The sequence below is a fragment of the Facilibium subflavum genome, assembly GCF_003574485.1.
Classification (GTDB): domain Bacteria; phylum Pseudomonadota; class Gammaproteobacteria; order Francisellales; family Francisellaceae; genus Facilibium; species Facilibium subflavum.
The window spans coordinates 17,399-29,920 of sequence record NZ_QLIT01000191.1 but is presented as its reverse complement, the minus strand read 5'-3'; the positions used below and the strand labels follow the sequence as shown (position 1 = coordinate 29,920).

General features: G+C 39.2%; 13 protein-coding genes. 2 read left to right on the top strand and 11 right to left on the bottom strand.

Features of this window, described 5'->3' with window-relative positions:
- Positions 1 to 146 precede the first annotated feature (146 nt).
- The 7 genes from rpoD to DNK84_RS10775 all read right to left on the bottom strand — a co-directional run bounded on the left by rpoD (position 147) and on the right by DNK84_RS10775 (position 8,223).
- A complete protein-coding gene (rpoD, locus tag DNK84_RS10805) occupies positions 147 to 2,039 on the bottom strand; it encodes an RNA polymerase sigma factor RpoD (RefSeq protein WP_119344520.1) in 1,893 nt (630 codons plus the stop codon).
- Between the two features lie 198 nt (positions 2,040 to 2,237).
- Positions 2,238 to 4,019 carry a DNA primase gene (gene dnaG, locus DNK84_RS10800; protein ID WP_119344519.1) on the bottom strand — a complete coding sequence of 594 codons (1,782 nt, stop codon included), beginning with the start codon at positions 4,017 to 4,019 and terminating at the stop codon, positions 2,238 to 2,240.
- 7 nt (positions 4,020 to 4,026) lie between these two features.
- Positions 4,027 to 4,473 carry a GatB/YqeY domain-containing protein gene (locus DNK84_RS10795; protein ID WP_119344518.1) on the bottom strand — a complete coding sequence of 149 codons (447 nt, stop codon included), beginning with the start codon at positions 4,471 to 4,473 and terminating at the stop codon, positions 4,027 to 4,029.
- 24 nt (positions 4,474 to 4,497) lie between these two features.
- Positions 4,498 to 4,710 (bottom strand): 30S ribosomal protein S21, encoded by a 213-nt coding sequence (gene rpsU / locus DNK84_RS10790; protein ID WP_119344517.1) that lies wholly within the window; start codon positions 4,708 to 4,710, stop codon positions 4,498 to 4,500.
- A gap of 243 nt (positions 4,711 to 4,953) precedes the next feature.
- Entirely contained in the window at positions 4,954 to 5,841 is an 888-nt protein-coding gene (sucD, locus tag DNK84_RS10785; RefSeq protein ID WP_119344516.1) for a succinate--CoA ligase subunit alpha, read from the bottom strand.
- The gene (sucC, locus tag DNK84_RS10780; RefSeq protein WP_268876903.1) at positions 5,825 to 7,102 is read right to left on the bottom strand and encodes an ADP-forming succinate--CoA ligase subunit beta; all 1,278 of its coding nucleotides are present in this window, start codon (positions 7,100 to 7,102) and stop codon (positions 5,825 to 5,827) included. Before sucC ends, sucD begins: the two co-directional genes overlap by 17 nt.
- A 125-nt stretch (positions 7,103 to 7,227) precedes the next feature.
- Positions 7,228 to 8,223 (bottom strand): OmpA family protein, encoded by a 996-nt coding sequence (locus DNK84_RS10775; RefSeq protein WP_119344515.1) that lies wholly within the window; start codon positions 8,221 to 8,223, stop codon positions 7,228 to 7,230.
- A gap of 174 nt (positions 8,224 to 8,397) precedes the next feature.
- Between DNK84_RS10775 and DNK84_RS10770 the strand changes: the two genes are divergently transcribed.
- A complete protein-coding gene (locus tag DNK84_RS10770) occupies positions 8,398 to 10,188 on the top strand; it encodes an aminopeptidase P family protein (RefSeq protein ID WP_119344514.1) in 1,791 nt (596 codons plus the stop codon).
- Positions 10,189 to 10,214: 26 nt separating this feature from the next.
- Here the strand turns inward: DNK84_RS10770 and DNK84_RS10765 are convergent, their stop codons facing one another.
- The 4 genes from DNK84_RS10765 to rplU all read right to left on the bottom strand — a co-directional run bounded on the left by DNK84_RS10765 (position 10,215) and on the right by rplU (position 11,831).
- The gene (locus DNK84_RS10765; protein WP_119344513.1) at positions 10,215 to 10,793 is read right to left on the bottom strand and encodes a disulfide bond formation protein B; all 579 of its coding nucleotides are present in this window, start codon (positions 10,791 to 10,793) and stop codon (positions 10,215 to 10,217) included.
- 14 nt (positions 10,794 to 10,807) lie between these two features.
- On the bottom strand, positions 10,808 to 10,966 hold the full coding sequence (locus tag DNK84_RS14420) for a DUF5993 family protein (RefSeq protein WP_162902393.1): 159 nt from the start codon (positions 10,964 to 10,966) through the stop codon (positions 10,808 to 10,810).
- Positions 10,967 to 11,246: 280 nt separating this feature from the next.
- Positions 11,247 to 11,504, bottom strand: coding sequence for a 50S ribosomal protein L27 (gene rpmA, locus DNK84_RS10760; RefSeq protein WP_119344512.1), 258 nt, complete (start codon positions 11,502 to 11,504; stop codon positions 11,247 to 11,249).
- Between the two features lie 15 nt (positions 11,505 to 11,519).
- Positions 11,520 to 11,831: a 50S ribosomal protein L21 gene (rplU, locus tag DNK84_RS10755; protein WP_119344521.1), complete on the bottom strand. Its 312-nt coding sequence runs from the start codon at positions 11,829 to 11,831 to the stop codon at positions 11,520 to 11,522.
- 286 nt (positions 11,832 to 12,117) lie between these two features.
- Between rplU and DNK84_RS10750 the strand changes: the two genes are divergently transcribed.
- Entirely contained in the window at positions 12,118 to 12,471 is a 354-nt protein-coding gene (locus DNK84_RS10750; RefSeq protein WP_119344511.1) for a Nif11 family protein, read from the top strand.
- Positions 12,472 to 12,522 lie beyond the last annotated feature (51 nt).

Below are 12,522 nucleotides of genomic sequence, written 5' to 3'. Positions count from 1 at the left end.
AAGCAATTTGTATGCTTTAGAACCAATAAGAATGGTAACTTATATTTTGATACAATGAGGTCATTAAAAATCAGAACCTTGGTAACCGTTTCTTTTGATTCAATACGCAGTAAAACAAAATAGTTTGCAAGTGGCTATTATCGTTGTTATTCTTCTGATAAGAAGCTCTTTAAAGTTTCAGAGCGTGACGGATGTCGTAATTTACGCAAGGCTTTCGCTTCAATCTGACGAATCCGCTCACGGGTAACATCAAACTGTTTACCAACTTCTTCTAATGTATGATCGGTATTCATATCGATTCCAAAGCGCATTCGAAGTACTTTAGACTCACGCTCAGTCAACGTATTTAAAATGTCTTTGGTAACTTCTCGTAAACTCTCCCCTGTCGCACTATCTGAAGGTGATTCAGAAATAGAGTCTTCGATAAAATCCCCTAAGTTTGAATCTTCATCATCACCGATAGGTGTTTCCATGGAGATCGGCTCTTTTGCAATCTTCATGATTTTACGAATCTTATCTTCAGACATATCAATGTGCTGACAAAGCTCTTCTGGCGTTGCTTCCTTACCTGTTTCTTGCAGAATCTGACGTGAAATACGATTGAGTTTATTGATAGTTTCAATCATATGCACAGGAATACGTATTGTTCTTGCCTGGTCTGCAATTGAACGTGTGATTGCCTGACGAATCCACCATGTGGCGTAGGTTGAAAACTTATAACCACGGCGGTATTCAAACTTATCTACCGCCTTCATCAGACCAATATTACCTTCTTGGATTAAGTCTAAAAACTGCAAGCCACGGTTCGTATACTTTTTCGCAATTGAGATCACCAAACGCAAGTTTGCCTCAATCATTTCTTTTTTTGCACGACGTGCTTTAGCTTCACCAACAGAAATGCGCTTACTTGCCTCTCTTAACTCATAAATTGACATATCTGCACGATCTTCAATTAAAGCAAGCTTAACCTGTAAAGACTTTACTTCTTCTAAGACGTTCGCAATCTCTGGGTATTTGGAAACATTTTTATCCAGCCATTCTGAATCGGTCTCACGTCCTTGGAAACGGTCAACAAAATACTTTTTAGGCATTTTACCTTTCTCAACACAAAGGCGCATAATTTTGCGATCATAACCACGTATTTCTGCAACCAGTATACGAATTGCATTGATCATGCGGTTTAACTGTGTACTGGTATAGCGAAAAGATAAAAACTGTGCAGATACTTCTTTTAAAGCCGCCACATATGCTTTTGTACCAACATCCTGATCCAGTAAGTGGTTTAAGCTGTCTTCAAGCTGCTTGAATCGCTGTGCTGCCTGTTCTGGATCTGGCCCTGTGTCTTCAGAAGTATCAGAGACATTCGCGCTTGTATCATCATCGTCCTCAGCATTGTCTTCTAAGGTATCTTCTGGATTATCAAGCATAGAACCAACATCTGTTCCAGACGCATCGATGTCATCACCTTCATTATAACCAGTAATAAGATCTGAAAACCGTACAAACTGATAAACAGATGTTGTCTCTTTTTCTTCATCTTCAAGCGCATTGTATTCCTCACGTGCTGAGTCAACAAGATCTTGATAGCGACCTAAAAGCGTTTTCACAACAAACGGATACTCAGATAAGGTATTTAAAACTTCTTTTGTCCCTTCCTCGATACGTTTTGCAATCTCGATCTCACCAGATCTTGTCAAAAGGTCTACTGAACCCATTTCACGCATATACATGCGAACAGGGTCTGTTGTACGCCCAAAATCACCATCAGAAGAAAGGGCCTGAACAGCATCATCTTCTGAGGCATCATTAGCTTCGCCCTCAATTAACAATAAATCTTCTGCATCAGGTACTGACTCAAATACCTTAACACCAACATCATTAATCATCTGAACAACTTCTTCAATGCGCTCAGGATCCGTAATTTCATCAGGCAAATAATCATTTACATCCGCATAGGTCAGGTATCCTTGCTCTTTACCTAGTGATAGCAGCTCTTTGATTCGAGATAATTGTTGCTCTTTTAATGTTTGATCTGACATAAAGCTTCTCACTTTCGTATTTTTTATTTATTTTCTATTATTATTTACACTCAAGCTTTACAAACATTATTTGTTACAAGGGTAACCTTTGTATTTTCACATAACCTTCAGCCCCAACAGGATAAACTAAATATCCTTGCCCGGCGCTACGATGTGCTTTACTCACCCCAAGTACATCATAATATTTACGCTACTTACTTAAGAGTTTAGCTGCGTTTTTTGCCTTTTGTGTAAAATTTCCTGCAACCTTTGTTTCTCTGCTTTTGTTAGAACTGTGGTTTTTGCTTTATTTATAAGCTGCTCTAATTCATTGTGGCTCGCCTGAGTGATCACACGGTCTAACATCGCAATAAACTCCTCCACAACTAATGACACATCCAGATCCACAGATAAACGCACTAACTGATAAAAGTATGGTTTAAATTCTGAGTATCTTTCAGATAAAATTTGTGCCATTATTGCGGAATTTAGCCCTTTATTTTGCCTGATTATCTTTAAAGCATCAAGTAAAATAAAATGCTGTTGTGAAATACACACAAAATCAATATTGCGTACTTCAATAGCGCTTGCAATTTCAGCTGGCGCGCTTAACAAATACGCAAGCGCTTTCTCAACTAAGCTTAGCTTATCAATATTCATCTGCCAAGGTGCAAAATTTACCTGCTTTGCTTTGGTTTTTTTGATATGTAACATCTTGTGCAGTTGCGCCATTGAGATGTTTAAATGATTTGCCAGCATATGCACAATACTGCTGACATAGCTGTTTTCTGCCATATCAGCCAAAACAGTTTTTGCCTCATCTAATAACTTGGCTAAATCATCAGCATTATCCAGATCCTTGTCTTTTAATAAATGCATTAAAAAAAACTCTGCTGTATTTGGTGCACGAGTCAGTGTTTCGTTAAAGACCTCAACACCCACACGCTTCACATAAGTGTCAGGATCTTCTTTTTCCGGTAATGTCAAAAAACGCGCTCGACGATGTTGATTAAGCAATGGCAAGATAACTTCAAAAGCACGGATTGCTGCATTTTGTCCGGCCTTATCACCATCAAAACACAAAATTATTTCGCTCGTCTCACGAAATAAAATCTCTGCATGTCGCTTGGTTAAAGCAGTACCCATTGTTGCAACAGCTGATTTAATACCAGATTGGTATAGGCTAATCACATCCATATAACCTTCAACAACAATAATATGTGCAGACTTTTGAACAGATTGTTTTAATTCATATAAGCCATAAAGCTCAACCCCTTTATGAAAGACAGCTGTTTCAGGCGAGTTTAAATATTTTGGACTGTCTTTATGGTCAATAACACGACCACCAAAACCAATAACCTGACCACGGCGATTACGAATAGGGAAAATAAGTCTGCCACGAAATCGATCATATAATCGCTTTGCGTCATTCTCTATCACAAGACCTGCATCGACCAGGCATTGTGTCGTATATTGCTGTTTTAATACACTATACAAGCCTTGCCATTGATTTGGTGCATAACCCAATCCAAAGAATTTTGCGGTTTGCCCACTTAATCCGCGGGATTTGATATAGTCAATCACCACATCGCTGTTTGCATCATTTTTTAAAGAGAAACGAAAATAACGGCTTGCCGTCACAAGTGCCGCATAAATTTTTTCAACAGGCGCACCTTGATGTGCATCGTCCTTACTATTTTGTTCATAAGGTACATTTAAACCACGCAAATTTGCCAACTCTTCTACTGCATCAACAAAACTCAGCGTTTCATGAGTCGATAAAAATGTAATCACATCACCACTGGCATGACACCCAAAGCAATGATAAATTTGTTTTTGCGGGCTTACCGAAAACGAAGGGGTTTTTTCATGATGAAAAGGACAACAGGCCATAAAATTCTTGCCTGTTTTTTTTAATTTCACAAACTTGGATATAACATCAACAATATCCGTAGAGGCAACAAGTTGACGAACAAAATCATTGGGGATCTTGCCCTTCATCGCGCTTTTAAGATAGTTGTGATTTAACGATAGAACCTACTTTGCCCATATCGGCACGACCATGAAGCTCTGCTTTAATTTTATTCATGATCTTACCCATATCTTTAATAGAAGATGCACCTTCATCTAAAATTGCTTTTTGCACGATCTCAATCAGCTCATTTTCAGATAAAGGCTTAGGCAAATATGCCTGTAAGACAGCGATTTCATCAATTTCCTTTTGCGCCAGCTCATTACGTGCGGCTTTTTTAAACTGTTCAGCAGCATCATTGCGCTGCTTGATCATTTTTCCCAGGATATTGATGGCTTCATCATCTGTAATTTGAATTTTTTCGTCAATTTCTTTTTGTTTGAAAGCAGCCAATGCCATACGTATGACTGAAAGCTGAAATTTTTCTTTATTCTTCATTGCATCTTTCATATCTGCAACCAAACGTGCACTTATTTCAGACATTGCTACTTCCTAACTGTTTTATTATTAACGGCGGCGCGAATTTGGCATCGCTCTCATTGTTTGCTTAGCAGCGCGTTTGACTGCTGCAGCTTTCTTGCGCTTGCGCTCCCAAGTTGGCTTTTCATAGAATTCTCTACGACGCAGCTCAGAAACGATTCCTGCTTTTTCACATGTACGCTTAAATCGGCGTAATGCAACGTCAAACGGTTCAGTTTCTTTTACACGAACAACTGGCATATTTTCTCACCTCACTTAAATGCCATTTTTTATTTTTATTTATCTGCCTGCAAACAAGCCTTACCTTGTAAAGCCTGAAAATAGCTACAAGCAGCATATCGTAAAGCTGATCAAACCACGCATACAAAACCTTATGTGTGATATGATACAAAATAATACGAAGCATGATTCTAGCGACTTTGTGATAAAAAAGCAAAACATTTGTTCCGAATCTTTGCCTTTCTTTCACTATAACGCTATTAATTATGCAGTTTCTGAAACCCAGCCAGTTACTTCTTGCAACTTCTTACCCATCTCAGCAGGTGATTTTGTCACAGCAACGCCCGCTGCTTCAAGTGCTGCAAATTTCTCATCAGCAGTACCCTTTCCACCAGAAATAATCGCACCGGCATGTCCCATGCGCTTACCAGCAGGCGCTGTAACACCTGCAATATAAGACACAACAGGCTTTGTAACATTATGCTTGATAAATTCTGCTGCCTCTTCTTCTGCTGAACCACCGATTTCACCGACCATAATAATCGCTTCAGTCTGTGGATCCTTTTCAAACATTGCCAATGCATCAATGAAATTTGTCCCTGGAATTGGATCGCCACCGATACCAATACAGGTTGACTGACCAAAACCAAGTTCAGTTGTTTGGTTCACTGCTTCATAAGTTAATGTGCCAGAACGTGACACAATACCAACCTTCCCAGGTTTATGAATACTGCCTGGCATAATACCGATCTTACACTCACCAGGTGTAATCACACCTGGACAGTTAGGGCCGATCAAACGAGAGCCAGAGCGTTCAACATACACTTTAGTTTCCAACATATCCATCACTGGAATACCTTCGGTAATACAAACGATTAATTTAATACCCGCATCAGCCGCTTCAATGATCGAGTCTTTGCAAAATGGTGCTGGCACATAAATAACAGTAGCATCAGGCTTTACTGCATCTACTGCTTCTTTAACCGTATTAAAAACAGGCAGACCCAAGTGCGTCGTACCACCCTTGCCAGGGGTCACACCACCGACCATATTGGTTCCATAGGCAATTGCCTGCTCAGAATGGAAGGTGCCTTGCTTTCCTGTAAAGCCTTGGCAAATAACTCTTGTGTTCTTATTAACTAATACGCTCATGACTTACCTCTTCAACCGCTTCAATGATTTTTTTCGCCCCATCTGTAAACCCTTCAGCGGCAATAATATTTAAACCACTTTCTTTTAATTTTTGCGCGCCTAACTCAGCATTTGTTCCAGCGAGTCGAACAACCACAGGCACTTTAACACCTACTTCTTCAACAGCGGCCATAATACCTTCTGCAATCATATCACAACGAACGATACCACCGAAAATATTGACAAAAACGCCTTTAACATTTGTATCAGAAAGAATGATTTTAAAGGCCTCAGCAACACGTTCTTTTGTCGCACCACCGCCAACATCTAAAAAGTTTGCCGGGCGCCCGCCATGAAGTTTTACAATATCCATTGTTGCCATTGCAAGCCCTGCACCATTAACCATACAGCCAATATCACCATCCAATGCCACATAGTTCAAATCCCATTCGGCAGCACGTGCTTCACGCTCATCTTCTTGAGAAAGATCGCGCCATTGTGCAAGCTGTGGCTGACGATAAAGTGCATTCCCATCAACAGAAACTTTTGCATCTAAACAATGAAGATTACCTTCTTCTGTAATGACCAATGGGTTAATTTCCAACAACTCAAGGTCTCTTTCTTGAAACATCTTTGCTAAACCTAAAAAGATTTTAACAAACTGTTTTATCTGATCACCTTCCAAGCCAAGTTTAAATGCAATATTACGCGCCTGGTAAGGCTGCGCACCAACAACTGGATCAATAATTTCTTTAAAGATTTTCTCAGGTGTTTGCGCTGCTACTTCTTCAATTTCCACGCCACCTTCAGTTGAAGCCATAAAAATAATACGACGGGTGCTGCGATCAACAACCGCGCTTAGATATAATTCCTTGGCAATATCAGTGCAACTTTCGATAAGAATCTTGCTAACTGGTTGGCCTTTTTCGTCTGTTTGGAATGTCACCAAACGAGATCCCATCATGTTTTTAACAAAATCTGCAATATCATCCTTGCTTGACACAAGCTTAACACCACCGGCTTTACCTCGGCCACCGGCATGTACCTGCGCTTTTACAACCCAAGTATCACCACCTATTTTGTCAACGGCAACCAATGCTTCTTCAACGCTTTCTACGGCATACCCTTTAGAAACGGGCAAACCATATTCTGCAAAAAGCTGCTTTGCTTGATATTCATGTAAATTCATATCTTTCTCACTATTTGCTTTATTTTCATTTTGAACAAAGTACTTGCACTTAAAAGCCAGCGCAAAACACCGGCAAGTATATCTTATATTCATCCAACCGTTAAGGGCCAGTTGCAAGTTTTTCACAGGAATTTAAATAAAATGAACAAAAAATGGCAATACACTTAAATATAAATGCATTGCCATTATTGACTTAGGATTGATTGATCGTATAAGAATTATCTCAATGGAACTGGAACGCTTGTTTCAACACGCTGGTTGATCGCCTGGTTTTCTTTGGTGGTATTTGGCACAAGTGGTCTTGTATAACCAAAACCGACCACGTCAATGTCACTGGCATCAACGTTTTGAGAAACAAGGTATGATTTAACTGCTTGCGCTCGTTTAACAGAAAGCTTATGGTTGTAGGCTGCATAAGCAGGTCCTGTTTTTCCTTGTGATGCATAGCCTCTTAGCTCAATTTTCTTAATGTTATACTGCTGCATAAATGCTAAAAGATCATCAATGGCTTTTTTCGCTTTGCTATCAAGTGCGTAGCTGTCATAAGCAAATTTCGCATCCAGATGCATTGTCACTTTATCACCATTAACCGTATAACAACCAATTGATTCACGGGTGACAGCAGGGGTGCTTGTTTGACACTCCATCACATTACTAGGCAATACATATTTTTGATGATAATGATCTTCTCTTTGTGCTTGATCAGATGACATTGCCGTATCAACACCGCTTAAATCATGTCCTTGTCCGCCAAAATAAAGACCAAGACCAATGGTAATCATGCTGCCATTTGGCGTTTTAGAGCCAAACGACTGTAAGTAGCGATAATTTAATGATGCATAAGCGTTTGATGCCAATTCATATTTCACACCAGCACCAGCATCCACACCAAATGCATTGGTTGTTAAGTGCATATAACCACCACCTAAAGCAACATAAGGTGTCAGTTTGGAACTGTTTGGTAAATTCCAGATACCTTCTGCTAATGCAGTTGTCTGGTCATTGGTTAGATAACTTAAGTTTAATTGCGCTGAAAGGTTTTTATTAAAAGCATAGCCAGCCGTACCACTAACAGCAGGCCCTGTCTGGCTATAACTGTGGTTAAAGTATCCACCCACACCAAGCTCACCATATACTTCATGGCTGTGCTCAGCCGCAAAAGCACCTGAACATAAAGCTGCAGCTAACACCCCTGCAATGAGTTTTTTCTTCATAAGTTCACATCCTTAATGTTAATTAAAAACTTCTACCTAGCTAATATAACCAAAAATATAGCGTATCAAAAGCTATTTATTTAATCAATCTGGAATAAGTTTAATCTTGTTTTATGCATTTATCTGCGATTTAATAGCAAAAACATTAATTATTTTTCAAAAAACGGATTATTTATGACATTGATTGCCGATCGTATTAAACAATTGCGCCAACGTATGCAACAGCACCAGTATGATTTTTACTTAGTACCTTCCAGTGATGCACACAACAGTGAATATGTCCCCAATCACTGGCAACGCCGTGCTTGGATATCCGGCTTTGATGGCAGCGCCGGTGAGGCCTTGATTGGACTTAATTCAGCGTATCTTTGGACCGATGGCCGTTATTTTTTACAAGCAGAAAACCAGCTGGATTCAAGTATTTATACCCTGCAAAAACAAAGCGGTTTTACCTTGGAGCTTGAACAATGGCTTAAGGAAAATGCCAAAGGCAAAACGCTTGGCATTGATCCAACAACAATCCCAATTAAGCGTGCGCAAGATATTCACACTATCATGGAAGAAATTCATGGTCATTGTGTATTTGAACCAACCAACCTTGTTGATCTGTCTAAAAAAGACCTAAATGATTTTACATCAAAGACAACAACGACGATTACAATACAACCGCAAAAATACACAGGGCTTCAAGCACAAGAAAAGTGCGCGCAAATTCGCCAAAAAATGGCTAAGGAAAATATCGACACACTTGTATTAACCGTACTTGATGAAATTGCCTGGCTATTGAATATCCGCGGAAACGACATCCCGTTTAACCCGCTGGTGATTGGCTATGTTTTATTGACACAAGATAAATGCACTTTTTTTGTTAATCCTGATAAGCTTGATAACACCATAAAGGATTATTTTCTGTCACAAAAAATCATAACAAAGCCTTATAACCACTTTCAAGAAGCACTCAAACAATGCCAGGGGAAAGTATGGATTGATGATAAAACAGCAAACTACTGGATTTTACAACAACTACCAAAAGAAGCACAAACCTATTTTGCGCCATCTCCAGTCATCTTGCCTAAAGCCTGTAAAAATATCACTGAACTTGATGGTGCTAAACTTGCACACAAAAAAGATGCGGTGGCAATGATCAGTTTCATACACTGGCTTTACAATAACTGGCAAAATGGATTAGATGAGATAAAAGCACAAGAAAAACTTGAACAATTTCGCCAAAAGCAAAAACATTTTAAAGGCCCAAGCTTTGATACCATTAGTGGCTTTGGCAGCAATGGTGCAGTAATCCACTACCGTGCCACCACAAAAACCAATAAAAAAATTGATGACAGGAGCCTATATCTTCTAGATTCTGGCGGTCAATACTTAGAAGGTACAACAGATATTACCAGAACCTTTCATTTAGGTACACCAACTACTGAGCAAAAATACCTTTATACCTTAGTATTAAAAGGTCATCTAGCCATACAAAATGCACACTTCCCTGAAGGTACACGTGGCGAGCAATTAGATACATTAGCACGCTATGCATTATGGCAGAACCATGCAAACTATGCCCATGGCACAGGTCATGGTGTGGGGAGTTTTCTGTGTGTACATGAAGGGCCACAACGTATATCCCCTGCTTTTAGCAATCAAGCATTACAACCTGGCATGATTTTAAGTAATGAGCCTGGCGTCTACCTTGACGGGCAATTTGGTATCCGTATTGAAAACCTATGCTTTGTTAAACCGGCAAAAGAGCAGAATTATCAGCAATTCGGGCAGTTTTACTGTTTTGAGGACTTAACGCTTGTGCCTTACGCTTGTAACCTAATAGAATTGCAATTACTGACAAATACTGAGATCACGCAAATTAATGCTTATCATCAGCGCGTTTATAAAGAGCTTTCATCGATGATTGTCGATGAAGCAGTCAAACACTGGCTTTCAATTCAAACCAGGCCATTATAACTTACAAAGCATAAGGCAGCATGGTTTTATTTATGAAATAACTGATATCCCACAGGGTTATCAGGGCATTGCTGCCAACCACACTCAGCAAAAGTTGAGATCAAATTAATCGCCACCACAATAAGCAATATTATAAATGCGATATGTGTAAAGGCGCGTACTTTTTTGCTTTTTGCTTCACTTATCTCCTGTCGATCCGTTTTTAACTCATACTGCCGTGGAAAGCTCATCACAATCGCAATATAAATAATGGCAACACAGCATAAAATAAATACCCAGGTATACATGTGGTAACCTAATACTGCTGAACCATACCCGCCTGTTGAAGTAATATGCAGCGCTATTTGTCGCAATGAAACAAATGCCGTTAAAATTGCCGACAATAAAGACAGGCTATAATGTGATGGCTGGACATGATAGCGAATGTTTAATAAGAAACCAAACGCAATACCCAAAAGACCCAAGCGTTGCAACAAACATAAAGGACATGGGATTTCACCTAAAATAAACTGAAAATATAGTGCAACTAAAATAATAAAACACACACCAAGGATTTCTATTGCATTAAGAAATTTTACAAAAGCACGGATTTTTCTTCTTTCCATGACTGATCTCCCGCTTATAGGTTTAAGTTAAGATGATCGGTCGCATGATGCAAGAACACAACTGCCATCACAATTAAAAAAAGACTAAACACAATAATGCCCAGCCTTCTGTTAAACCACGCCGATATCACGGCAATAAAAAAAACAATAAACGTCAATAATATTCCTGGCATTTTAAACTCCTTATCAAATGAACATGGTGTTACTTCGCTACCAAGTATAGACGAACCTAATGCTAGTCGGTATATTTTTTAATTTTTAAATTTACGCAAATGGATAGCTTACAAGGTAATTGACGTTTTTCTGTCAGCAGATAGCGCTAACAAAGGCAAACATGATAGAAAAATAAAATATATAATGCCTGATATAAAAAAAGCGCATAATTGCGCCTTTAAAAATTATAACTGAAATTTAAATTAGAGCCTTTTAAAACTAGGCTTTTGGTATGTAATATTACGCTGTTTCAATTGAAACGAATTGACGGTTCATCTTACCACCAATCTTAAACTTCACGTGACCATCAGCTGTTGCATATAATGTATGATCGCGACCACAACCAACATTTTTACCAGCATGAAATTTTGTGCCACGTTGACGCACAATGATGCTGCCAGCTTTAACAAACTCGCCACCAAAACGTTTAACACCTAAATACTTAGGATTCGAATCGCGGCCGTTACGGGTACTACCACCTGCTTTCTTATGAGCCATTTTATTCTCCTTAGATTAACCTTGAATCGCTGTAACTTTAACCGCTGTATAGTACTGACGGTGACCTTGACGTTTCATGCTGTGCTTACGACGACGAAACTTAATAATACGAATTTTTTCACCACGGCCTTGCTCAACAACTTCAGCAACAACCTTAGCACCCTCAACTGTAGGGCTGCCAATTTTAACTTCTTCACCATTTTGAAGCATTAAAACATGGTCAAACTCAATACTTTCACCAATGCCTTTTTCGATCTTTTCCAGCTTAACAACAGCACCTTCTTTTACCTTGTACTGCTTGCCGCCACTTTTAATAATTGCAAACATAATATAAGCTCCGCTTAAGTTTTCATCGCTCAAACTAATGGATAAACCATTGTTTGGCTTTTTGTTATCTACCTGCCTTTTACCATCAAATATATAAAAAGCCTGACGATAGTAGCGCTTTTTTGATGTTTTTTCAAGTACCAAGAACAACAATGTTAGGAATAAATATTGTGTTTTGTATTGAACAACAATCATTTTTCTCTAGAATAAAACAAGTGGCGCCATTGAATGCCCACCATGATGGAACAAACCGTTTTGTTCACGGTAAACTAACAGGAGATAACACATGTCCAAGGATATCGATCAATTTGTCAATGAAGTCATGAACAATCCACAATTAATCGAATCAATCCAATCCAGAACCGTTGGATTAAAAGAGCTTGTGGAGTTTGCAAATTCACGTGGTTATTCTTTTACAGAAAACGAAGCCGTCGCCTATTTAAAGAATGCAGGCGTTCAAGAAAAACTCAAAGAAAAGGCGCTATCAGGGGCAGCAGCCAGCAGTGGTGTCACACAAACAAACTCCGTGCAAACTGCAGAGACGGTGACAACGGAAGTCACCCAGGTTGAGACAACACAAACAGGGGTTGCTGAGACATCTGTCTTTGTCGCAGCTGAAGCCGTGCTTTTTGCAACATAATCTCCCGCTTCTTATATAAATAATACAGTGGATCTGACAGCTAAGGCTTAT